This window comes from Streptomyces sp. 796.1 (genome assembly GCF_047525675.1).
Lineage (GTDB): Bacteria > Actinomycetota > Actinomycetes > Streptomycetales > Streptomycetaceae > Streptomyces.
Genome location: NZ_JBLIWA010000032.1, coordinates 37598 through 59979, shown reverse-complemented (window position 1 = coordinate 59979; position 22382 = coordinate 37598). Strand labels below are relative to the sequence as shown.

Annotated in this window: 19 protein-coding genes and 1 pseudogene; 12 read left to right on the top strand and 8 right to left on the bottom strand. The window is 70.2% G+C overall.

Annotated features, from left to right (window positions below):
- Positions 1-14: 14 nt before the first annotated feature.
- From ACMA1D_RS21670 to ACMA1D_RS21660, 3 genes are all read right to left on the bottom strand, one after another.
- Complete coding sequence (locus tag ACMA1D_RS21670; RefSeq protein WP_414725671.1) at positions 15-263, bottom strand: hypothetical protein; 249 nt, start codon at positions 261-263, stop codon at positions 15-17.
- On the bottom strand, positions 260-865 hold the full coding sequence (locus ACMA1D_RS21665) for a sigma factor-like helix-turn-helix DNA-binding protein (protein ID WP_414725670.1): 606 nt from the start codon (positions 863-865) through the stop codon (positions 260-262). The genes ACMA1D_RS21670 and ACMA1D_RS21665 overlap by 4 nt, the downstream gene beginning before the upstream one ends.
- 912 nt (positions 866-1777) lie before the next feature.
- On the bottom strand, positions 1778-2317 hold the full coding sequence (locus ACMA1D_RS21660) for a MarR family winged helix-turn-helix transcriptional regulator (RefSeq protein ID WP_414725669.1): 540 nt from the start codon (positions 2315-2317) through the stop codon (positions 1778-1780).
- Between the two features lie 156 nt (positions 2318-2473).
- On the opposite strand from ACMA1D_RS21660, the gene ilvA reads away from it, so the two are divergent.
- The 3 genes from ilvA (at position 2474) to ACMA1D_RS21645 (ending at position 6407) form a co-directional block, all read left to right on the top strand.
- On the top strand, positions 2474-3937 hold the full coding sequence (ilvA, locus tag ACMA1D_RS21655; protein WP_414725668.1) for a threonine ammonia-lyase: 1464 nt from the start codon (positions 2474-2476) through the stop codon (positions 3935-3937).
- A gap of 509 nt (positions 3938-4446) precedes the next feature.
- Positions 4447-5547, top strand: coding sequence for an ATP-binding cassette domain-containing protein (locus ACMA1D_RS21650; RefSeq protein ID WP_414725667.1), 1101 nt, complete (start codon positions 4447-4449; stop codon positions 5545-5547).
- Complete coding sequence (locus tag ACMA1D_RS21645) at positions 5544-6407, top strand: ABC transporter permease (RefSeq protein WP_349992971.1); 864 nt, start codon at positions 5544-5546, stop codon at positions 6405-6407. The genes ACMA1D_RS21650 and ACMA1D_RS21645 overlap by 4 nt, the downstream gene beginning before the upstream one ends.
- A gap of 193 nt (positions 6408-6600) precedes the next feature.
- On the opposite strand, the gene greA is transcribed toward ACMA1D_RS21645, so the two are convergent.
- Both greA and ACMA1D_RS21635 read right to left on the bottom strand, forming a co-directional pair.
- Positions 6601-7098, bottom strand: a complete 498-nt coding sequence (gene greA / locus ACMA1D_RS21640; RefSeq protein WP_414725666.1) for a transcription elongation factor GreA — start codon at positions 7096-7098, stop codon at positions 6601-6603.
- A 501-nt stretch (positions 7099-7599) separates the two neighbouring features.
- A complete protein-coding gene (locus tag ACMA1D_RS21635; RefSeq protein ID WP_414725699.1) occupies positions 7600-8007 on the bottom strand; it encodes a DUF4307 domain-containing protein in 408 nt (135 codons plus the stop codon).
- A gap of 109 nt (positions 8008-8116) precedes the next feature.
- Between ACMA1D_RS21635 and mca the strand changes: the two genes are divergently transcribed.
- From mca to ACMA1D_RS21620, 3 genes are all read left to right on the top strand, one after another.
- A complete protein-coding gene (mca, locus tag ACMA1D_RS21630; protein ID WP_414725665.1) occupies positions 8117-8989 on the top strand; it encodes a mycothiol conjugate amidase Mca in 873 nt (290 codons plus the stop codon).
- Positions 8990-8996: 7 nt separating this feature from the next.
- Positions 8997-9248 (top strand): hypothetical protein, encoded by a 252-nt coding sequence (locus ACMA1D_RS21625; protein WP_414725698.1) that lies wholly within the window; start codon positions 8997-8999, stop codon positions 9246-9248.
- A 275-nt stretch (positions 9249-9523) separates the two neighbouring features.
- Entirely contained in the window at positions 9524-9820 is a 297-nt protein-coding gene (locus ACMA1D_RS21620) for a putative quinol monooxygenase (protein WP_414725664.1), read from the top strand.
- 94 nt (positions 9821-9914) lie between these two features.
- Here the strand turns inward: ACMA1D_RS21620 and ACMA1D_RS21615 are convergent, their stop codons facing one another.
- A complete protein-coding gene (locus ACMA1D_RS21615) occupies positions 9915-10460 on the bottom strand; it encodes a TetR/AcrR family transcriptional regulator (RefSeq protein WP_414725663.1) in 546 nt (181 codons plus the stop codon).
- Between the two features lie 291 nt (positions 10461-10751).
- Here ACMA1D_RS21615 and ACMA1D_RS21610 point away from each other — a divergent pair, with 291 nt between their 5' ends.
- The 4 genes from ACMA1D_RS21610 (at position 10752) to ACMA1D_RS21595 (ending at position 16598) form a co-directional block, all read left to right on the top strand.
- Entirely contained in the window at positions 10752-11888 is a 1137-nt protein-coding gene (locus ACMA1D_RS21610) for an NAD(P)-dependent alcohol dehydrogenase (protein WP_414725662.1), read from the top strand.
- Positions 11889-12643: 755 nt separating this feature from the next.
- On the top strand, positions 12644-13906 hold the full coding sequence (locus ACMA1D_RS21605) for a DUF3696 domain-containing protein (RefSeq protein ID WP_414725661.1): 1263 nt from the start codon (positions 12644-12646) through the stop codon (positions 13904-13906).
- The gene (locus ACMA1D_RS21600) at positions 13896-14921 is read left to right on the top strand and encodes a hypothetical protein (protein WP_414725660.1); all 1026 of its coding nucleotides are present in this window, start codon (positions 13896-13898) and stop codon (positions 14919-14921) included. The genes ACMA1D_RS21605 and ACMA1D_RS21600 overlap by 11 nt, the downstream gene beginning before the upstream one ends.
- 18 nt (positions 14922-14939) lie before the next feature.
- The gene (locus ACMA1D_RS21595) at positions 14940-16598 is read left to right on the top strand and encodes a DUF262 domain-containing protein (protein WP_414725659.1); all 1659 of its coding nucleotides are present in this window, start codon (positions 14940-14942) and stop codon (positions 16596-16598) included.
- Between the two features lie 457 nt (positions 16599-17055).
- Here ACMA1D_RS21595 and ACMA1D_RS21590 read toward each other — a convergent pair.
- Positions 17056-17466 (bottom strand): annotated as a pseudogene (locus ACMA1D_RS21590) (Uma2 family endonuclease); the annotation flags it as partial.
- Between the two features lie 125 nt (positions 17467-17591).
- Between ACMA1D_RS21590 and ACMA1D_RS21585 the strand changes: the two are divergent.
- Complete coding sequence (locus ACMA1D_RS21585) at positions 17592-19910, top strand: thioredoxin domain-containing protein (RefSeq protein ID WP_414725658.1); 2319 nt, start codon at positions 17592-17594, stop codon at positions 19908-19910.
- Positions 19911-20343: 433 nt separating this feature from the next.
- Positions 20344-21417, top strand: a complete 1074-nt coding sequence (locus tag ACMA1D_RS21580; RefSeq protein ID WP_414725657.1) for an MDR family NADP-dependent oxidoreductase — start codon at positions 20344-20346, stop codon at positions 21415-21417.
- Positions 21418-21598: 181 nt separating this feature from the next.
- On the opposite strand, the gene trhA is transcribed toward ACMA1D_RS21580, so the two are convergent.
- A complete protein-coding gene (gene trhA, locus ACMA1D_RS21575; RefSeq protein ID WP_414725656.1) occupies positions 21599-22297 on the bottom strand; it encodes a PAQR family membrane homeostasis protein TrhA in 699 nt (232 codons plus the stop codon).
- Between the last annotated feature and the right edge of the window lie 85 nt (positions 22298-22382).

The following is a 22382-nucleotide window of genomic DNA, read 5'->3' as shown; positions in this document are numbered from 1 at the left end:
CTCGCCGGGCGGCCTCACCACCCGTCGAGCGGCGTGGTGGTACGCGGCGGCGGCACCCACGGTTCCGTGACGGCCGCCCAGACGGTGCCGGCGCAGACCGCGGCCAGCAGCACGATCCACAGGACCAGGCGGACGGCCCGGCGCCGGCGCAGCGCCCGGTGTCCGCGGGCCGCCGCCCGGGCGGCGAGGTCCCACGGCAGGTCGGGCCGCGGCTGCGCGTCGAGCAACTGCCGCACCTCGTCCTCCTTGCGGTCCCAGCTCATGACCGCGTCCCGCCGTACGGGGGCCCGCCGGGCGGGAGGTCTCTGGGCGGGGCACTTGCGGACGGGCTCGCGGCCGGGGCGCCGGACGGGGCACCTCCGGGCGGGCCCGGGGGCAGGCCGCCGGCGCCGGCCGTCCCGTCGCCCTCGCGCGCCTGCGCGCGCAACGTGGCGATGGCGTGGGCGTACAGCGCACGCACCCGGTCGGCCGGCAGACCGAGCGCGGCGGCCGTCACCTCCTCGGCCACGCCCTCGTACAGGCGCAGCACCAGCACCAGCCGTTCCCGCGGCGCGAGCGCGGCGAGCAGCCCGCCGGCCGGTGCGGCGGCGGGGTGCCGGTGCCGGTGCCGCCAGGCGGTGCGGGCGAAGCGGACGGCGAGTTCCCGGCGGGTGCGGTCGTACGGGTCGTCGCCGCGCAACTCGTCCCAGTGCGCGTACGTGCCGGCGAGCGCGGCCTCAAGCAGCCGCTCGGCCGCCGCGCAGTCCTCCGGCGGCTCGCCGGTGAGCAGCGCCGCGGCAGGCAGCAGCCGGCCGCCCGCGCCCGCGACGAAGGCTTCGAACTCCCGGGCCCGGCGCCGCTCCCGTGCCGCCCGCCGTTTTCCCACCGCGCCTCCCGTGTTCGTGAGAACACGACCCCTTCAGGACACGCCAGCCGGGCCGCCCGGTCAAGGGGGGCGGCGTCGGCCGTCGACGGGTCGTCGCCGGTTCATCGACCGTCGGCCGTCGGCGCGGCGCCGGCGGTCGGGACGCCGCCCGCGACGGGCCGGTGGGCGGTGTAATTCGTCCGAGATTGCTCGCATGGTGAGACGTGGCGGGGCCGGGACGCGCCGGGTGAGGTCGGGGCATATGCCACAGGCATAGGAGCAGGTGGTGGCCGCCCGCTGGGTGGTCCCCGAGCTCGATGAGCACGGCCCGTACCGTGCCGTACGGGCGGGCGGTTCGCCGCCCGGAAGGGAGCGGCGGTACGGGGCGCGCGCCACCGGCACCGGCCGCGTGCGGAGAGCCGCGGGACGGTACGCAGCCGGGGGCGCGGCCGGGCGCCGGTCCGGCGCGGCGCCTCGGGTGTGGCCTTCGGCGCACGGGCCTCGGACCGTACGGCTTGGGGACGTACGAGCCTTGGGGCGTACGGCTTGGCGACGTACGGGCCGGCGCGGGGCCGTACGGCGGCGAGTAGGCCCGGTCTGACCAGTGCGCCGCCGGGGCGCGGAGCGGAGGGCGGCCGGGTGACGGCCCCTCCGGTGGGGGTGCCGACGCGCGCCGTGCGGCCCTCGGGGTGCGGGCGGTCCCGCGAGTCGGGGACTGCGGGGCGGTGCGTCGGTCGATCCAGGCCCCGGCATGGGCACGGGAGGTGGAGCGGCAGCCGGAAGGCCAGTTCCGGCGGCGGTGAGCGGCAGGGAGTGTGGCCGGCGGCGGGGGCGCCAGCGGCCGGCGAACGGGACGTCAGAAGCCGGCTGGCTGGCGGGGCAGCGACCGGAATCCCGGCGTCCGAGAGGCCGAGAAGAAGGGGAAGGTGCTGGTCAGGAGGGGGAGGGCGTGGCCAGTTGGGGCACGCCGTGGATCACCGAGAGCGCCGTGTTGAACCGGGTCAACAGATGACAGAACTGGTCGCGCTCGTCCGCGCTCCAGTCCTCGGTGGCGAGCGCCATCAACTCCCGCCGGGACGAGCGGACTTCTTCGAGTCGGGCCTTGCCGCGCGGCGAGAGTTGCAGCACGACGGCGCGGCCGTCCTCGGGGTGCGAGGTGCGCTTCACCATGCCGGTGTCGACGAGCGGTGCGACCTGGCGGGTGACGGTCGAGGAGTCGATGCCCATGCTGAGCGCCAACTTCTTGACGCCCATCTCTCCTTCCTGGTCAAGGCGGTTGAGGAGGAGGTAGGCGGCGCGGTCCATCGAGTTGCGGGCCTGGCCGACGCCGCCTAGGCGGGTCTGCTCCGCGCGGCGGGCGAAGAGCGCCACCTGGTGTTGGAGAGAGTCGAGGACGCCGGTCTCCTCCGGCGCTTGGCCTGGGGACGTCCCCCGGGCCGTTGTCGCAGTCGTCATGTCCGAATGGGTGGGCATGGCCTGGGGCTCACTTCGTGCGGTGGTCTGAAGGATGGGGGACAGAGTACGCGGCCCCGGGCCGCCTCGTACCTGCCCTGCACAAAGCCGTGCGAAGGGGGCCCACTGAGCCGGGTGGGGCGGCCGTTTCGGGCAGAAGCTGGGAAACTGGGCATCATGGCTGCACGCGGCGCGGGCGGCGCCGGGCCCACGGGGCCGTCCGCCCGAGAGGGACCCGCGGACCGGGACCGCACCCCGGACGACGGGCCGCCCCGCCCCGCCACCGACGGCCACCCCACTTCCCGTACGCTCCGGGGCGCACCCCCGGCGCCCGACGGACAGCCGCCCGCCGCGGAGCGCACCACGGCGGCCCGCCGCGCGCCCGGAGCCGCCGCCACCCACGACGACGACCGGCCGGAGCCGGCCCCCTCTCCCGCCACACGCGTCACCTTGGAATCGGTGCGCGCCGCCAGCCGGACGCTCGCCGGGGTGGCCCGGGTGACCGCGCTAGAGGGCAGCCGCTTCCTGAGCCGGCTGGTGGCCGCGCCGGTGCACCTCAAGTGCGAGAACCTCCAGCGCACCGGCTCCTTCAAGGTGCGCGGCGGGTACGTGCGGATCGCCCGGCTCACGGCCGCGGAACGGGCCGCCGGCGTGGTCGCGGCCAGCGCCGGCAACCACGCACAGGGCGTCGCGCTCGCGGCCTCACTGCTCGGCGTCGAATCGACCGTGTTCATGCCCGAGGGCGCGCCGCTGCCGAAGGTCGCCGCGACCCGCGAGTACGGCGCCGACGTGCGGCTGCGCGGCGAGGTGCTGGCGGAGGCGTTGGACGCGGCGCGCGCCTGCGCGCGCGAGAGCGGTGCGGTCTTCATCCACCCCTACGACCACCCCGACGTCATCGCCGGCCAGGGCACGGTGGGCCTGGAGATCCTGGACCAGTGCCCCGAGGTGCGCACCGTCGTGGTGGGGATCGGGGGCGGCGGGCTCGCGGCCGGGATCGCGGTGGCGGTCAAGGCGCTGCGGCCCGACGTGCGGGTGGTGGGGGTGCAGGCGGCGGGCTCGGCGGCGTTCCCGCCCTCACTGGCGGCCGGCCACCCGGTCGCGCTCGCCGCGCCCGGCACGATGGCCGACGGCATCCGGGTCGGCCGCCCGGGCGACGTCACCTTCCCGCTCGTCCGCGACCTCGTCGACGAGATCCGTACGGTCTCCGAGGACGACCTGGCCAGCGCCCTGCTGCTCTGCCTCGAACGGGCGAAGCTGGTGGTGGAGCCGGCCGGCGCGAGCCCGGTGGCCGCGCTGCTCGCCGCGCCGGACGCCTTCGCCGGGCCGGTGGTGGCCGTGCTCTCGGGCGGCAACGTGGACCCGCTGCTGTTGCAGCGCGTGCTCCGGCACGGAATGGCCGCGGCCGGCCGCTACCTCTCGCTCCGGGTCCGCCTGCCCGACCGTCCCGGCGCCCTGGCCTCGCTGCTCCGGGTGTTGTCAGTGGTGGACGCTAACGTGCTCGACGTGGGCCACGTACGGACCGATCCGCGGCTCGGACTCGCCGAAGTGGAGGTCGAACTACACCTGGAGACCAAGGGCACGGCCCACTGCGCGGAGGTGGCGTCGGCGCTGCGCGGGGCGGGGTACGGGGTGCTGGGCTAGCCGGCTGGGTGTGGCTGTGGGGCCGCGGGGCGTGGTTGCCCCGCCTGCCGGCCGGGTGGTTCCGGGCCCGTCGGTGCTGCGGCATCGGGACGGGGCGTCGCGCGGTCGGCCGTGGCGTCGGTGCGGCCACGGATGCGGGGTGATCGATGCGGACGTACCGTGGAGTATCAACGCGATACTGTCGCAAGGATTGACGCGATATATCGCGTGTCTGCTATAACGGTGATCGCTTGACTTTCCCGGGCAGTGCGCCCGGTCGCCGCAGCGGGTGGCCACCGGCGGCGCGCCGGCGGGCGCGGCGGTCCGGGGCGAGCCGGGCGGGAGCACGGGGCGGGCGGGGCGAGGGCGAGCCGATCCCCGCCGTAGGGCGCGTACGCCCCTCGCGCGGGTCACCGTCAGACCGCAGCCCACCGTCGCCCCAAGTCCCGCAAGCCTCCGAAGAGTTTCGAAGAAGCCCGAAGAAAACGCGAAGCAATTTCGAGAAGACCAGCCACTCTGGGAGAAACCTCATGCCAGGTGCCATCTACGCCGAAGGTCTGGTGAAGACCTTCGGCAAGGTCAGGGCTCTGGACGGCGTCGACCTCGACGTCCCCGAAGGAACCGTGCTCGGCCTGCTGGGCCCCAACGGCGCGGGCAAGACCACCGCGGTGCGGGTGCTCACCACCCTGCTCCGCCCCGACAGCGGCCGGGCCACGGTCGCCGGCATCGACGTGCTCAAGCACCCCAACGACGTCCGGCACGTCATCGGCCTGTCCGGCCAATTCGCCGCCGTGGACGAATACTTGACGGGCCGTGAGAACTTGCAGATGGTGGGCCAGCTCTACCAGTTGCGGGCCCGCGAGGCGAAGGCGCGCGCGGCCGAACTGCTGGAGCGCTTCAACCTCACCGAGGCCGCCGACCGCACCGCCAAGACGTACTCGGGCGGCATGCGGCGCCGGCTCGACCTGGCGGCGGCCCTGGTGGTCCGCCCGCCCGTGATGTTCATGGACGAGCCCACCACCGGTCTCGACCCGCGCAACCGACAGGCGCTCTGGCAGATCATGCAGGAACTCGTCGCGGGCGGCACCACGCTGCTGCTCACCACGCAGTACCTGGAGGAGGCCGACCAACTCGCCCACGACATCTGCGTCGTCGACCACGGCCGGGTGATCGCCCGGGGCACGTCCGACCAGCTCAAGGCGCAGACCGGCGGCGAACGGGTCGAGGTCGTCGTGCACGACCCGGCCCACCTCACCGTCGCGACCGAGGTGCTGCGCCGCCTCGGCAAGGGCGGCACCAGCGTCGACAACCACACCCGCCGGGTCACGGTGCCGGTCACCGGTGGCGCCAAGCTGCTGGCCGAGGTGATCCGCGAACTCGACTCCCGCGGCATCGAGATCGACGACATCGGCCTGCGCCGCCCCACCCTGGACGACGTCTTCATCTCCCTCACCGGCCACGCGGCCGAAGCGGAACCCGGCACCGACCCCACGGCCGGCGAGGGCCCCGACCCGACGGCCGGTGGCACGGGCCCCGCGGCAGGCGCCGGTACGGACCCCGGCACGACCAAGGACACCGAAGGCGCGGCCGGGACGGCGACGGCCGAGCGCCACGGGAAGGCGGCGAAATGAGCAGTACGGTCACCCCCGCGCTGGGCAAGACGACGGGCCCCCGCCCGCAGGGCGGCCTGGTCCAGTCGGCCAGAGACTCCCTGGTCGTGGCCCGAAGGAACCTGATCAGAATGGCCCGGATACCCGAGGTCGTGATCTTCGGCCTCATCCAGCCGATCATGTTCGTGGTGCTGTTCGCGTACGTCTTCGGCGGCGCCATCCCCGTCCCCGGCCAGCCGGGCAACGACGCCGCGGACTACCGCGAGTACCTGATGGCGGGCATCTTCGCGCAGACCGTCACCTTCGCCACGGCCGGCGCGGGCGCCGGCATCGCGGAGGACATGCACAAGGGGCTGGTGGACCGGTTCCGCTCGCTGCCGATGGCCCGCGGTGCGGTCCTCACCGGGCGCACCCTGGCCGACCTCGTACAGACCACGCTGACCGTGGTGGTGCTGGTCGTCGTCGCGTTGATCATCGGCTGGCGGGTGCACGACGGGATACCGAAGGCGATCGGCGCGATCGGGCTGCTGCTCCTCCTCGGGTACGCGTTCTCCTGGATCGGCGCGCTGATCGGCCTGTCGGTACGCACCCCGGAGGCGGCCACCTCGGGTGGCCTGATCTGGCTGTTTCCGCTCACGTTCGTGTCGAACGCGTTCGTGCCGACCGACAACATGCCGACCTTCTTGCAGCACGTGGCGGACTGGAACCCGTTCAGCGCCACCGTGCTCGCCTGTCGCCAACTCTTCGGCAACCCCGACGGGCTGCCGTCGGACGCCTGGCCGATGGAGCACCCGGTGCTGGCGTCGGTGCTGTGGTCGGTCGTGATCATCGTGCTCTTCCGCACGCTCGCGGTCCGTAAGTACCGCTCGGCCGCGGCCTGAGGCCGCCCCGGTCCACAGCCGGCGCCTCGCCCCCCCATCTGAAGGCGACCGAAGACGACCGAACCCCCGACGCCGTGCGTCGGGGGTTTCGTCGTCGGGTCCGTCACCGGCGGCCTCGCCCCGTGGGGGGCCGCCGTGCGTCGGTCCTCGGGGCCCGGCCCGGTGGTCCGGTGCGCGGGCCCGTCGCGGTGGCTCAGCCCTGGTAGGGCTTGGCCGCGAGGATCTTCACGGACGCGGTGCGCCCGTTCGGCAACTCGTACTGCGCCTCGTCGCCCACCTTCTTGCCCGTCACGCCGGTGCCGAGCGGCGACTGCGGCGAGTACGTCTCGATGTCCCCGCTCGCGTACTCGCGCGAGGCCATCAGGAAGGTGAGGGTGTCATTCGGGTCGCCGTCGAAGGCGATCGTCACGACCATGCCGGGCTCCACCACGCCGTCGTCCGCGGGGGCCTCGCCCACCTTCGCCTGCTGGAGGAGCTGGGTGAGCTGGCGCACGCGCAGCTCCTGCTTGCCCTGCTCTTCCTTGGCAGCGTGGTAACCGCCGTTCTCCCGCAGGTCGCCCTCTTCACGGGCGGCCTCGATCTTCTTCGCGATCTCGACCCGCGCGGGACCCGACAGGTACTCCAGCTCGGCCTTGAGCTGGTTGTACGCCTCCTGGGTCAGCCAGGTGACGTTGTCGCTGGTCTGGGTCACAGGTGCTCCTCGTCGGTGCTTGGGGGAATACAAATGAACGCCCTCCTCCAAAGGGTGCACCTTCAAAGGTGGGCGAAACCACGAGCCTAACAATTCCGCGCGGAAAGGGGGAGAAGGGAAGGGCCCGAATGCACGGGAAACCCGTCAGAAAGGGGTGCACTCGGGGTCTCCTCGCCCCTCAAGACCCCCTACCACCAGGGCAAACAGCACGTAAAGCGGCATGGCGCGGGAGGCGCGACGCAAGGGGCCGAGGTGACGGAGTCGACTCTAGGGGGGTGCGACCCACCGGGCCCGCGCCAACCGCACGGGCCGGTGGCGGAGCGTAGCCGCGCGGGATCGATGCGGCGCGTACGGCGTGCACAGCGCGTACGACATGTGCCGCGCCTACGGCATATGCGGCACGCACGGCGCGTACGACCCATGCGGTTCGTATGGGGGCCTACGGGGCCGTACGTGGACCAGGCCGCACGGACCGGTCCCCTCGGGAACGCGACGGGACGCTCAGTCGCCGGCGCCCGTACACTCGACGAGTTCCGCATTGGTCGCGCGCCGGGTCGTGCGCAGCGTCACGACCTCGTCCACCTGCTTCTGCCGCTGGTCGAAGGTGAAGTCCTTGCGGCCGACCTCGGCGCCGTCCTCGGCCTGCGAGCGCACCGTGCACACCCCCGTGTCGCCCGCGTCCTTGCGCACCTCAAGGTGGACCTCGACGGCGTGCTCGGAGACCACCTTGAACGCGATGACCCGGCCGCTGACGTCCTGACCGGCGACGTAGGAGTAGCCGGCCCAGCCGACGACGCCGAGCAGCGCGACGCCGAGCGTCGCCCCGATGATCTTCAACTTGCGGTCCGCGCGCTCGTCTGCGGAGCGGCCGTAACGCCCGTCCGGTCGTGCATCGCGCACCGGCGCCATGATCATTCCTCCTGCTCAGCCCGCTGGTTGAAAAATCTCGGAATTATTCCCGCCCAGCTTCGGTCACTATAGGAGGCGTCTTCTTTGACCAAGGACTGAGGATCGAGTCTTGACTGAGCAGCTACGACTGATGGCCGTTCACGCTCACCCCGACGATGAGTCGAGCAAGGGCGCGGCCACCATGGCCAAGTACGTATCCGAGGGGGTGGACGTGCTGGTCGCCACCTGCACAGGTGGTGAGCGAGGCTCCATCCTCAACCCGAAGCTCCAGGGCGACCCGTACATCGAGGCGAACATCCACGAGGTGCGCGCCAAGGAGATGGACGAGGCCCGCGAGATCCTGGGGGTGCAGCAGGAGTGGCTCGGCTTCGTGGACTCCGGGCTCCCCGAGGGTGACCCGCTGCCCCCGCTGCCCGAAGGGTGCTTCGCGCTCCAGGACGTCGACGAGGCGGCCGGCGCGCTGGTGAAGCTGATCCGTTCGTTCAAGCCGCAGGTGATCACGACCTACGACGAGAACGGCGGCTATCCGCACCCCGACCACATCATGACCCACAAGATCACGATGGTGGCGTTCGAGGCCGCGGGCGACCCGTCCCGATACCCGGAGGCGGGCGAGCCCTGGCAGCCGCTGAAGCTCTACTACAACCAGGGGTTCAACCGCCCGCGCACCGTCGCCCTGCACGAGGCGCTGCTCGCGCGCGGTCTCGAATCGCCGTACGGGGAGTGGCTGGAGCGCTGGAAGGAGTTCCAGAAGCGCGAGCGCGAGTTGACCACGTACGTGCCCTGCGGCGAATTCTTCGAGATCCGCGACAAGGCGCTGATCGCGCACCGTACGCAGATCGATCCGGACGGCGGCTGGTTCCGGGTCCCGATGGAGATCCAGAAGGAGGTCTGGCCGACGGAGGAGTACGAGCTCGCGCAGTCACGCGTGGCGACATCCCTCCCCGAGGACGACCTCTTCGCGGGCATCCGCAACAATTGACGCCATGATGACCGCGACTAGCACCCTCGCCCTGACCCACGCGTCTCCGGTGTTCGAGCTCGCCAAGGAAGTGGACAACAACAAGGTCACCCCTGGCGTACTCGGCTTCATCGTCTTCGCGGTCATCGGCGTTGCCGTGTGGTTCCTGATGAAGTCCATGAATCGGCACATGAAGAAGGTTGACTTCGACGAGGGCCCGATCGACGCAGGTCAGGGCGGCGTCGAGCGGGGCCGCGCGGCCCAGCAACCGAGCAACTAGCGAGCGTGAGCGCGCACGGATAACCACCGGGCGCCCCGTCCCCGACGGGGCACCGGGCCCCGCGTCCGGCGACGGGGAGCCCACCCGGATTCGAGCGCGCTCACCTTGACCGCGCCGCGCCGCGCGCCCCTCGGGCGACCCTGCCTCGGCCACGTCGTGCCTGCTGGGCGCGGCCCTCCGGGTCTGCGACCCGCGGCGTACGGGCCGTACGGCCGACCGCTTCGTACGCGACCCATGCCGTACGCGCCCGGCTCCCACCCCTGCGAGGAGCAACGATGTTCGACCTGATCGTCATCATCCGTGTCACCGCCGCCGAGGACGTCCCCGCGGTGGCCGACGCCCTGACCCGGATGCGCCCGCTCTGCCTGGCCGAAGAGGGCTGCGTGAGCTGGGAGGCGCACCACTCCCAGGACGACCCGACCCGCTTCGTCCTCGTCGAACGCTGGGCCACCCGCGAACTCTGGGAGGCCCACGGCGCCGGCGACGCCATCCAGAAGATCTACCTCCCGGACATCACGCCGCGCGTCGAACGCGAGGTTCACCCGAGCAACTTGCTGGGGCACGGGGAGTAGCGGGGGCGTAGGGCGAGGGCGACGGGAACCAAGACGGAGGCGGTACGAGCCCGGCAGGGCCCACACGGGTGCCACCCACCACAACGCCGCCGCCTCACCCTTCCCCCGCCCCCCTGCCGCCCCGCCCCACGGTCCGCTCGACGACGTCCGTGAGGAACTCCGGGGTCACCGCCCGCCCCTCGTACGTGGCCCGGACGAGGACGGCGCCGACGAGCATGGCGAGGCAGGGTTCGACGTCTTCGGGCGCCAGATGGGCGGTGAGGGCGGTGCGGATGCCCGTGGTGGCGCTCGCGTAGAGGCGGTCCCTGAGGTCACGGGCGCCTTCGTCGTCGGCGGCGCGTTCGATGACGCCCGCCATCAGGCGGTCGTACCGGCGCTCCGACAGCGTCAGCGCGAGAGCCCCCAGTGCGGTGTGCAGGTCGGTGTGCAGGTCTCCGCTGGCCGCCGGGTGGGTGGCGTCCTCGCAGATCAGGGCGATGGCATCGCGCATCAGGTCGGCTGAGGTGGGCCAGTGCGCGTAGAGGGTCGCCTTCGAGTACCCCGCGCGGCGCGCGACCTCGGCGTGCGTCGTCGCGCCCCAGCCCTCTTCCAACAGCGTGGTGGCGCTCGCGCGGATCACATCGCGTCGCGTGCGCGCCACACGCGGATCCACGGGCCCGGCCGCGGGTCCCTCTACGGGGTCACTGGACGACTTCGCCTTCGCCATGCGCTGAGGATAGCCCTGTGCGGCCCGGTCGCCCACTACTGAACTTGCCGTACAGTACTTGTCCATGAGTTTAGTAATGCTCGGGGCACCCCTGGTGGCGCTCCTGATCCCGTCCGCGGTCCCGGCTTCGGCGTCGGCTTCGGTGAAAGCCCTGCCCGGCCCGTGCGCCGCCCGTTCTGCCTGGGGCTGCCCCGTGGGCCGGCCCCGTCGCGAGGAGGCCAGCGGATGACGCCCCACCAGTCCCACGCATCCCACCCGTCCGTACCGTCCACCCAGCGGGCGATCGTGCAGCGCCGCTACGGCCCGGTGCGCGAGGTGCTCGCGCTCGCCGAGGCGCTGCCCGTCCGCCCGCCAGGACCGCAGGAAGTGCAGGTTCAGGTGCGGGCGGCGGCGGTCAATCCCATCGACTGGCAGATGATCGAGGGGAACCGCCGCCTCATCACCCGCCGCCGCTTCCCGTTCACGCCGCTGTTCGACCTCGCCGGCGTCGTCACCGCGGTGGGGGAGGGGGTGGCGGCAGGCGGCCGGGACGGCGTGCCGGGAGGCCGGGCCGGTACGGGGGGAGGCCGGGCCGGTGCGGCGGGGCAGCAGGCGGCCGTGGCCCGCCCGTTCCGCGTGGGCGACCGGGTGCACGCCGACAACGAGATCGGCGGGGGCGGCGCGGCGGAGTACGTCAACGTGCCCGCGCGGCTGCTCGCGCACACCCCGCCCGGCCTCGGGTTCGCCGAGTCCGCGGCCCTCCCGCTGGCCGCGCAGACGGCGCTGACCTGCCTGGACCGCGGCCAGGTCGGGCCCGGAACCCGGGTCGCCGTGATCGGCGCGTCCGGCGGCGTCGGCCACCTCGCCGTCCAACTGGCGCGCGCGGCCGACGCGTTCGTCGTGGGCGTCGCCAGCGCCCGTAACCAGGAGTTCGTACGCTCCCTGGGCGCCGACGAGACGATCGACAGGGAGACCACGGACGTGGCGACCCGCTTCGGCGCGGACTCCTTCGACGTGGTGATCGACTGCGTCGGCGGTCGCGAACAGTGGCTCCGCGCCCAGCGCGTACTGCGCCCCGGCGGCCGTTTCGTCACGATCGCCCGCGACGAGGACGGCCAGGTCACCCCCGCCTCCGCAACCCGCCTCCTCACCACGATCACCGCCCGCCGCCTACGCGGCGTGGGCCCCCGCGGCACGAAGTACGTCCCCGTCTTCCTCAAGGCATCCGCCACCCTGCTACACCGAGCGAATGCCCTGGTCACCGACGGCCAACTCCGCGTACACGTCGCGCGTTCCTTCCCCCTGACCCTGGAGGGCATCCACGCGGCGATGGAGGAGAGCCGGGCGGGGCGGGTGGTGGGGAAGTTGGTGGTTGGGGGGTGAGGGGGGAGTTGGTGGTTGATTGGGGGAGCCGGATCGCCGGCACCTCTCTCACCCAAGGAGAACGCCGCTGCCCCACGGTTCCGATATTCCCCCGCGCCGCTTTCCCTGGGGCGGCGGCCCGGAGAGGTCCTTCGGCCCGTCAATGACACGCGAGTGCACGTCGCCATGCCCAGTAGCCGCCAGACTCGTGTGGGGAAGCGCAACGGCGTGATGTGCCCGTGCTGCTTTCGGCCGGATATGGCGCGTGCCGCTGGTGTCAGTGAACTCGTCAACCGAGTAGAACGTGGCTCTTGCGTCTGTCTGAAACATGGGGCGACGTACTCAGGGGGCTGCCTGGGGCGGACATGCTGGGCCCAAGCGGGCTGCAAGTTGACGGATGTGGCAAGGCATCCGGCGCAATCCGCATCACGGGGGCGAGGTTGTTGCTGGCTGCAGGCGAGATGATCGTGCCCATGCCAGAGGGTGCCAGGGGGGCCCGCCGATGTTCCTGGGGAGCTGATTGGCCCGCTGTCTTCCCTGGAGCTTAGGCCCGTGGTCTCGCGCAGCATCGCTGTAGCCCAGGGAAGGGTTGTTGTGTGGAGGCTCACAGCCTTGCTGGATAGTCAAAACGACGGGCCAGACGCCGGCCATCTGCACAGCGGGAAAGAGTGAAACTCGGGTGCCGAGCTTCCGCTGTCTGAGAGTATTGCCGTAGCCACGCCGATGGGCCGTTGGGGCGGCGTGTGCCGGACATGATGTGAGCGAACGGAGCCCAGGTGTCGTTGGAGAGGTTCTCGCTGGAGAACTATCGCTGCTTCAAAGAGAGGCAGGATGTTGAACTCGGCAAGATTACCATCGTGCTGGGTCGTAATAATTCTGGTAAGAGCGCCGTCGTGCGAGCGCTCCCGCTGCTGTCCAGCGGTATCCGCGGCGACTCTCCGTACCCTCTGGACCTGGATCTGATCCAGGGTTTCACTCCTTCGTTCACCGATCTGATCCACGGCTCGTCGCCCCACGGGCACATTCGCCTGGGCGCCTCGATCGGCATCGAGGGCGGCGACGTCATCAGTGTCACCGCCGAGGTGCAGAACATCGCCAATCAGGGAACACAGCTAGTTTCCTCTTTGGAGATCTCCTGCGGGGCAGAGGACGTGAACATCTCCTGGATCCGTAGTATCGATGCCTACTCTCTTGAGAAGCGTGCTTATCTTGTCGACGGCCGTGAGGGAAGAATCGGATTTAGTGGGCTGCTGCCCGATTCTGCCGACTGGTTGGACTCCGTCAGCGGTGTCCGCGGAGTCACTGGGCTGATACGGGAAGGCCTTGACGAGATCCGATATCTGGGTCCGTTCAGGAAGAGCCCGGAGCGCTTCTTCCGGTCTCCGCTCAGAACCTCGAGCAGTGTCGGCTATCGGGGGGAGAGGGCCCTCGGTATGCTCGCCGCGGATGAGATGTACGGGCGTGGTCTGATCGGCCGTGAAGTGAACGCTCTGCTGGAAAGCGTACTGCCCGGCTGGCAGCTCGAAGTCACCGACGTCGGATCCGGGATGTACATCCCTAAGTTGCGTTCCCTGCATGACCCCGACCTCGTCGTTCACATCGATGACGTCGGCACCGGTGTGGTCCAGTTCCTGCCGATAGTGATCCAGCGGGCCGCGGACCACGTGAAGTCGCCCGCCGGGCCTGTGATCGAGATCGTGGAGGAGCCTGAACTCCATCTCCATCCTTCGGCACACGCCGCGATCGCCGATCTCTATGTCGACGCCGTACAGGAGTCGCAGGTGCGCTTCTTGGTTGAGACGCATAGTGAGAACTTCCTCCTCAGGCTGCGTCGGCGGGTTGCGGAACAGAAGCTGGCGCCCGAAGACGTGAAGATCTACTTCGTTGAGCAGACCGAGGGGGTCGCTATTCTGCGAAAGATCGCAGTGGATCCCCTCGGTAACCTCGACTATTGGCCGCGGGGAGTTTTCGCAGAGGACTTCGAGGAGGTGCGCGCCCTCGCGGACGCGCAGGTGAATCGGATCAACGATGCGCGTTGAGATTCCGGTCGATCTTTTGACGGGTCGCCAGGGCGACGAAAATGCAGAGCTCGTATTGAAGCTGATCACGTTTTTCAGGGAGGCACGGCACGAGTGGGTGATCTCTCCCGGTGATGTGGACGCCGTTTGCGCGTTCCTGGAGCGTCACGTCCCGGTTCTGGCGCAGGTCTACCTGCTGCTCGCGCAGAAGGCGAGCATGGCTCAGGCCTGGGCGCCGCACGGAGGGACAACTGATGTGGTGACGGTGGCCGGCGAGACGTTGACGGCAGACCTCCGCGACTTGGAGCGGCCGGCTGTGCTGGTGGTGGAGAACGCGATCTATGACTGGCAGATGATCGAGGCGCTCGCGCGCCTGTTGGGTTGCGGGGACGTCATCGATGCCAAGGAGAACAGCCGCCTTGGTGTATATAACGGAGGCGGCAAGGACGGTGCGGCCCGGCATGCAGTCGACCAGGCCGCGCAGTTCTCTAGGATCAAGCGCGTAGTCCTAGTCATCGACAGTGACAGCTTCCATCCCACGGACCGGACCGGCAATCACGCGAAGGCCGAAGCCGCCGCGCGCGAAGGTGTTAGTTCGCATGTCCTGAGCTTCCGGGAGATGGAGAACTACATTCCCAACCGGGTCCTGGCCCGCCAGCCGAAGAGGGCCGTCGGAATGCCCTCCATGGCCAAGCGCCTGGAGTCTCTGAAGAATTTCTCGCCCGAGCAGCGCGCCCACTTCGACATGAAGCACGGTTTTAAAGGCAAAGCACAGAAGGGATCCGACCAGAAGGGGCGGCACTCTGGGAAAGCCGGGACGACCTACATAATCCCCCCGCGCCACGGTGATCTGTATGACGAAGTGGCAGAACGGGATCTCTTCGCCCTTCAGGAAGGATTTGGGACGGAATTGCCGGGCCTTTTCCTGCAAGAGGTGATTCGTGGCGGCATATCGGAACGGGACCTAGACGGCCTAGGCCTCGGAGCGAAGCAGGAATTGCAAGCAATGTTCGAGATGATTCGGGGCGTGATCTGAAACATGGGAGATGCAGAGGTGGCCAAGGACATTTCGGTGGTACCGGAGGTCCACTTCCTGGAGCAGGTGTTGGAGCGCATTTCGCAGGGAGAGCTGCGAGTGCCGAAGTTTCAGCGCCCCTTCTTGTGGCGCCCTGAGCAGATGCTGCAGCTCTTCGACAGCCTGGAGCGTGGCTATCCTATGGGAAGCCTGCTCATCTGGGAGACTCCCATGCCGCTCGAAAGCCTCGACACCATCGGTGGGCATAGAATTCCGTCGGCTCCAGAAGGGGCGAAGATCGCCTACGTGCTGGACGGTCATCAGCGGCTCTCGACGCTCTTCGGCGTCCTCCACCGGTCGGCCGACGCTCCCCGGTCCACGCGGCAGGAGGACTGGATGTGGTGGGTCTACAGGCCGCTCGTCCGGTCAGAAAACGACGGCTTGCGCTACCGCCACTGGAAGAGTGGCGAGGAGGTGCCCAGCCACTTCCTGCCTATGCGGTCGGTGCTGGGGACCTTGGACTTTCTCGAATACGCTCGGAAGCTGTCCGATGTCTCCGGCTCCCGTGAGCAGGCCGATCGCCTCACGACGGAGAGCGAGCGCATCGCCAAGCGCGTGAAGAACTACAAGGTCTCAGTGGTGCGCATGGAGGGGGGCACTCTCCAGCAGGCTATCGAAGTCTTTTCTAGGATCAACAGCAGCGGTCAGAAGATGCGGCCCGATCAAATGGTATCCGCTCTGACCTACGGGACCATCGGCTCGGAGACGCTTAGCGACAAGATGGAAGAGATCAAGGGACGAGTCGCCGCTTCTGGCTTCGGTGAGATCCCGATCATGACGATCTTTCAGACTGTCCTTGCTCTGTCCGGCGAGGAGGACGTGCAGCGGGACACATCCTGGGAGACCATGGCCCGCAAGGTCCAGGGCCAGCTCATGACCGCAGTGACAGCCACCGATCTGATCCTTCAGCAGGTGGTCGACTTCCTGCGGAATGAGGTCCGGGTACCGCTGGCCCGCTTGGTTCCCTACAACATCCAGATCATGCTGCTCGCTGTCTTCTTCCACTTCTCTGACAAGGTCGAAGCGGAACAGCGAGTCAAGCTCCGGAACTGGTTCTGGACGACGTCGCTAGCGGGCACCTTCGCTGGGTCCACCACCACCCAGGTCCGGAACTTCATCACAGAGATGAAGGCCTTCGCCCGGGGCGCGGGCGGGCTCAGGTACTCCGGTGAGCGGGCCCGTTCCTTCCCCGAGCGCTTCGACCTGCGCAGCGCGCGCGTGCGAGCCTACCTCCTCTGGGATCTGTTGACGTTCCCTGAGCGGAAGAACCTCGACGGCGGCACCGCCAACGTATTGGAGCAGCTGGCGACGGCACACAGCGTGACCTATCGACACATCATCACTCAGACCGGGGTCCCGGGGGCGTCCAGCCCTGCTAACCGGATTGTCATGACGACACCGCCAGGCGTGTCGATCCGGCAGGCACTTATCAGACTTGCGGAGGAGGGGAGGACCGACATCCTGGACTCACACGGAGTCAGTCTCGCGTCCATTGAGCACCTCAAGGCTGATGAGTTCACCGACTTCATTCTTGCGCGCCAGCACGAGCTGGCTGCGCAGGAGCGGCAGTTCATCGAAAGTCTGGGCATCAAGTCGGCGGACAAGGAGGTCGGGGAGGCCGACATCGACACCGAGTGAGCGGCTGCGAGTTCAGGCATGTACAGCCTGCGCGCTGCGGATGTCCCGCCGTTGACTCGACGGCCGGCGGCACGATGCGATCCCGTATGTTCACGTGATTTGCGGTGGTGTCGGCATTTGCGGTGGTGTCAGCGGGCGGCAGGAAGTAAGGATCATTGGGATATCGCTCACTGGCTCGTCGGCTTCCAGGGTTGTTTGTTGGTTTCGGTGCGGAGCTCGGCCTGTGTTTCCTCGACCGTCGCTGCCGGGATGCTGTGGTCGTTCGGAGAGACTAACGCCTGCCACTGGGGCCGGTGAACTTGCACGACCCGGTAGCTTGGGCCAGCGAGGTCACGTGAGACGGCGTAGGCACGCTCCGTGAGGGCTCTTATCTGGTCCGCTACACAGAGACTGGTGACGCAGGGGGTTTTCTGGTGAAGGGCCCGCGGCGGTGCCAGGTCAATCGCTCTCTACGTGGTCCAAGATCGACTATGGCGGGAAAGGGTTTAGTGGCATTCACTGCGCCGGTGAGCACCTCGCTGTCCCTGTAAGTCTTGGTAGCGGGGTCGACAACATATGTGTAGACGAATCGGGGCCCCGCGGCGGTCTGTGCGGTGCGCCAGTAGGAGGGGATGCTGGCCTTGGTGTTGAACGATCCGGTCGTTGGTTTCCGAGCCGGGCGACACGACCTCGACGACCAGGAGTACGTGCTCGGGGCGGGTCTCCGCCCGATAGACGATGACGTCCGGCCGACGGTTGGTGAGGGGAACGTCTGCAAGCGGACGTCGAAGTCCGTGTCGGCGTTCCAGTTCGGGCCCGCGGCTGCGCCCAGGGCCCGGGCCAGCCGGTTGTGGTGCTTGGAGGCTCCCGGGCTTACGGCGGCCACCCCGTACTTCATCGGAGGAGCTTGAACAGGACCAGGAGTGTTCAAGCTCCGTGCTGACCCGCGGTCACGAGACGCCCGCGTCCGTGGGGTCCCCGTACCCGTGCTGGCGCCGTGAGAGGCTGGGCCGTATGAACCGGTTGGCTGGTGTGACCTCGCCATATCTTCTTCAGCACGCCGACAATCCCGTCGACTGGTGGCCCTGGACGCCGGAGGCGTTTGAGGAAGCGAGGCGGCGGGATGTGCCTGTCCTGCTCAGCGTCGGTTACGCCGCGTGCCACTGGTGCCACGTCATGGCGCGCGAATCCTTCGCCGATCGCGACGTCGCCGCCTACCTCAATGAGCACTTCGTGTCCGTCAAGGTCGATCGTGAAGAGCGGCCGGATGTGGATGCTGTGTACATGGAGGTGGTGCAGGCGGCTACCGGGCAGGGTGGGTGGCCGATGACCGTGTTTCTTACGCCGGATGCCGAGCCGTTTTATTTTGGTACGTATTTTCCGCCTCGGGCGCGGCACGGGATGCCTGGGTTCCGGCAGGTGCTGGAAGGGGTGGTTCGGGCGTGGGATGAGCGGCGGGACGAGGTGGGGGAGGTGGCCGGGCGGATCGTGCGGGATCTTGCTGGGCGGACGCTCTCCTACGGCGCGCCCACGCCGCCCGCGGCGGCCGATCTGCACGCGGCCCTGATGGGGCTCACTCGGGAATTCGACGCGGTGCGTGGTGGGTTCGGTGGGGCGCCGAAGTTTCCGCCGTCCATGGGGCTTGAGTTCCTGCTCCGACACCATGCGCGGACCGGGTCCCAGGCCGCGCTGCAAATGGTGCAGGCCACCTGCGAGGCCATGGCGCGTGGGGGTTTGTACGATCAGCTCGGGGGTGGCTTCGCGCGTTATTCCGTGGACGCTGATTGGGTCGTACCGCATTTCGAGAAGATGCTTTATGACAATGCGTTGCTCTGCCGGGTGTACGCGCATCTGTGGCGGAGTACGGGATCGGACCTCGCGCGCCGTGTCGCGCTGGAGACCGCGGAATTCCTGGTGCGGGAACTCCGTACGGGGGAGGGCGGATTCGCGTCGGCGCTTGATGCGGATAGTGCCGTCCCCGGGGAGACCGGGGAGACCGGGGTGCCCGGGACAGGCGGGGAGCCTGGGGTGGGTGGTGCGTCCGATGCGCCTGCCGTGCCTGGCGCGTCTGCCTCACCCGGCACACCCGCCGCGCCCGGCTCACCCGACGCCCCCAACGGGCCCGCCGCACCCGCCGCGCCCGGCACCCACACCCCACCCGCCGGCCACGCCGAGCACGCCGAAGGCGCCTTCTACGTGTGGACGCCGCAGCAGTTGCGCGAGGTACTTGGCGTGGCTGATGGGGAGTTGGCTGCCGCGTACTTCGGGGTGACCGATGAGGGCACCTTCGAGGAGGGGGCTTCCGTGTTGCGGCTGCCGGACGGGCAGCCTCTGATCGACGGGGAGTTGCTTGCTTCCGTTCGGCAACGGCTTTTCGCGGCAAGGGAGTTGAGGCCGCGGCCCGAGCGGGACGACAAGGTCGTGGCGGCCTGGAACGGGCTGGCGATCGCCGCCCTCGCCGAGGTGGGGGCCTACTTCGAGCGCCCGGACCTGACGGCGGCGGCCGTCGAGGCGGCCGACCTGTTGGTGCGGGTGCACCTCGACTACCACGGCCGGCTGGTGCGGACCTCGCGCGACGGCGTGCCCGGCACCAACGGCGGTGTCCTTGAGGACTACGCCGACGTCGCCGAGGGGTTCCTCGCCCTGGCCTCGGTGACCGGTGAGGGCGTGTGGGTGGAGTTCGCCGGGCTGTTGCTCGACACCGTGTTGCGGCACTTCGCCGGGCCGGACGGCGCCCTCTTCGACACGCCCGACGACGCGGAAGCGCTGATCAGGCGCCCGCAGGACCCGACCGACAACGCCGTGCCGTCCGGTTGGACGGCGGCGGCCGGCGCGCTCGTCAGCTACGCGGCGGCCACCGGCAGCAGCACGCACCGGGAGGCCGCCGAACGCGCCCTCGGCGTGGTCACCGCGCTCGCCGGCCGCGCCCCGCGCTTCATCGGCTGGGGCCTGGCCGTGGCCGAGGCGCTGCTCGACGGGCCGCGTGAAGTGGCGGTCGTCGGGCCCGCCGACGACCCGGCGACGCGGCGACTGCACCGCGCCGCGCTGCTCGGTACGGCTCCGGGCGCGGTGGTGGCGGTCGGCGAACCCGGCGGCGACGAGGTGCCGCTCCTCGCGGACCGGCCGCTGGTCGACGGCCGCCCGGCGGCCTACGTCTGCCGCAACTTCACCTGCGACGCCCCGACGACCGACCCCGAGCGGCTGGCCGCGGCGCTGGGCGGCGCGCACGTGCCGGGCGCCGGGCCGGACCTGCGCGCCCCCGGGTCGGACCTGCCGGATGCGGGGGCCGCTCCCGCGGAGCGGGATGGGGACGGGGACGGCGGTCGGGGCTGAGCCGATCGGAGTCGAGCCGGTCGGGCTGAGCGGGCCCGCTCCCGTGGGCGGGGGAGCGGGTGGGGGCGGGCCGGCACGCGTGTGGTAGGGGCCGAGCCGGCGGGGGCCCGGTCGGGCCCGTGTGAGCGCCCGCGTACGTTTTCCGACAGCCCGTCGGTACGTGGCTCCCCGCCGCCCGTCGCGCCACCGCCACACCCCGCCGCGCCCCCACCCCGTACGCCCATTCCTGCCCGTCCCTCCGCATTCGCGCGCGTCAGCGACGTACCTGGAGAGGGTCGCGGGGGCGCCGGGCGGAGACCTCAAGTCACTTGTCGAAGCGCCTAGTTGAGCAGGGCGGACCTGTGGAGCGCCCTACCGTGTGGGGAGATCGTTCGTCGGCCGTGCGGGGTGCTGTGGTGCGCCCGGCGCGCTGCCCGGTAAGCCGAGGAGTGCCATGTCCCCTGTCACCACCGCCGGTCGTCCCGTCGACGTGCCCGCGACCCACCGTGAGGTGCGGCTCGTCGAGCGCCCCGGCGCAGAGTTGCGTACGGAGCACTTCGCGCTCCGCACCGCGCCCGTTCCCGCGCCAGGGCCGGGGCAACTCCTCGTACGCAACCGGTACATGGCCGTCGTCGCCGTCATGCGCACACTGATGACCGACGCGGATCTCCCGATGCCGGCGTACGAGGTGGACGCGCCGCTGTGGGGGCCGGCGATCGGCGAGGTGGTCGCCGTGGGCGACGACGCGGCGGGTGCGGGTGCGGGTGCGAGCGCCGGGGCCGGGGTTGCGGTCGGTGACCTGGTGGAGCACCACGCTTCCTGGCGTGAGTACGCGGCCGTGGACGCCGGCTCCGTGCGGGCGCTCGACCTGGACGCGCTGCCGGACCCCGCGGCGCACCTGTCGCAGGCGCTGACCGCGTGGGCCGGTGTGGTGCGCGGCGGGGAGGTGCGCCCGGGGGACACCGTGTTCGTCAGCGGGGCGGCCGGCGGTGTGGGCAGCATGGCCGGGCAGATCGCCAGGCTGCACGGGGCGGCGCGGGTGATCGGCAGCACCAGTTCGCAGCGCAAGGCCGACTACCTGACCGGGGAGCTCGGCTACGACGCGGCCGTGCTCAGGGGCGCGGGCCCGATCGAGGAGCAGTTGCGGCGGCTGGCCCCCGACGGCCTCGACGTTGTCTTCGACAACGTCGGCGGCGAGCAACTCCAGGCCGCCCTGAAGGTGGCCAACCGGAAGGCCAGGTTCGCCATCATCGGCGCGCTCTCCGGGCAGCTCGGACCCGCCGGCAGTACGGCCCTGGTGGAGATCGACACGCTGCAACTGCTCGCCCGGAGCATCGAGCTGCGCGGCCTGACGCTCCTCGACCACCTGGACAGCGTGCCGCAGTGGACCCGCGAGATCGGCGCGGCGATGGCGGCCGGCCGCCTCACCTTCCCGCACACCCGGTTCACGGGGCTCGACCAGGCGCCGGGCGCCCTGGTGGGGCTGATCGCGGGGCAGCACGTCGGGGCGGTGGTGGTGGAGCTGTAGCAGGTTGGGGTGGTTGTGGTCCCAGCCCCCCAGCCCCCAGCCCCAAAAACCAAAGCCCCGACCCGACCCAACCCAACCAACGAAAACGCCCGGGCCGCGAAGGAGTCGCGCGCCCGGGCGTCGGGTCGTGCCGAGTCAGGGCCGGTCGTGGCCGGTCGGAGCCGGAGGCTCGAACCGCTGCCTACCCGTGCTGGTAGGCCACCAGCGAGATGCCCACGTAGTGCACGACGAAGGCGGCCAGCGTGAGGGAGTGGAAGACCTCGTGGAAGCCGAACCAGCGGGGTGAGGGGTTGGGGCGCTTGATGCCGTAGATGACGCCGCCGGCGCTGTAGAGGACGCCGCCGACGATGACGCAGACCAGGACGGCGATGCCGCCGGTGCGCAGGAAGTCGGGGAGGAAGAAGACGGCGGCCCAGCCCATGGCGATGTAGCAGGGCGTGTAGAGCCAGCGCGGGGCGCCGACCCAGAAGACGCGGAAGGCGATGCCGGCCAGGGCCGCCGCCCAGATGCCCCAGAGCAGGAACTGCTGTCTGCCGCCGTCGATGAGCAGCAGCGTCAGCGGCGTGTACGTGCCGGCGATGATCAGGAAGATGTTGGCGTGGTCGAGCCGCCTGAGTATGCCCTCGGCGCGCGGGCCCCAGGTGCCGCGGTGGTACAGCGCGCTGACGCCGAACAGCAGGCACGCGGTGAGCGTGTAGATGGCGCAGGCCAGCCGGCCCCGGCCGCTGTCGGCCAGCGCGGTCAGCAGGACGCCGGAGATGAGCACCGCGGGGAACATGCCGGCGTGTAGCCAGCCGCGCAGCCGCGGTTTGAGTGGTGGTGGCGCCACCGCGTCCAACTCGCTGGTGGTGGCGGCGGTGTCGGGCACGGCGACAGTCATGCCGGTCATGCTACCTACGCCACCGTAAGTTACGGGCCGGTGTCGAGTGGTGATGGTCACGGAGGCGCCCTCTGGACAGAATGGC

Bases quoted from the DNA above. Each gene is read 5' to 3' on its own strand.
- ACMA1D_RS21660 (WP_414725669.1), bottom strand. From the start codon at position 2,317: ATGCCCACCCATTCGGACATGACGACTGCGACAACGGCCCGGGGGACG.
- ACMA1D_RS21580 (WP_414725657.1), top strand. From the start codon at position 20,344: ATGTCCCCTGTCACCACCGCCGGTCGTCCCGTCGACGTGCCCGCGACC.
- ACMA1D_RS21670 (WP_414725671.1), bottom strand. From the start codon at position 263: ATGAGCTGGGACCGCAAGGAGGACGAGGTGCGGCAGTTGCTCGACGCG.
- ACMA1D_RS21600 (WP_414725660.1), top strand. From the start codon at position 13,896: ATGCGCGTTGAGATTCCGGTCGATCTTTTGACGGGTCGCCAGGGCGAC.
- ACMA1D_RS21635 (WP_414725699.1), bottom strand. From the start codon at position 8,007: ATGGCGCCGGTGCGCGATGCACGACCGGACGGGCGTTACGGCCGCTCC.
- ACMA1D_RS21625 (WP_414725698.1), top strand. From the start codon at position 8,997: ATGACCGCGACTAGCACCCTCGCCCTGACCCACGCGTCTCCGGTGTTC.
- ilvA (WP_414725668.1), top strand. From the start codon at position 2,474: ATGGCTGCACGCGGCGCGGGCGGCGCCGGGCCCACGGGGCCGTCCGCC.
- ACMA1D_RS21620 (WP_414725664.1), top strand. From the start codon at position 9,524: ATGTTCGACCTGATCGTCATCATCCGTGTCACCGCCGCCGAGGACGTC.
- ACMA1D_RS21645 (WP_349992971.1), top strand. From the start codon at position 5,544: ATGAGCAGTACGGTCACCCCCGCGCTGGGCAAGACGACGGGCCCCCGC.
- ACMA1D_RS21610 (WP_414725662.1), top strand. From the start codon at position 10,752: ATGACGCCCCACCAGTCCCACGCATCCCACCCGTCCGTACCGTCCACC.
- ACMA1D_RS21650 (WP_414725667.1), top strand. From the start codon at position 4,447: ATGCCAGGTGCCATCTACGCCGAAGGTCTGGTGAAGACCTTCGGCAAG.
- ACMA1D_RS21585 (WP_414725658.1), top strand. From the start codon at position 17,592: ATGAACCGGTTGGCTGGTGTGACCTCGCCATATCTTCTTCAGCACGCC.
- trhA (WP_414725656.1), bottom strand. From the start codon at position 22,297: ATGACTGTCGCCGTGCCCGACACCGCCGCCACCACCAGCGAGTTGGAC.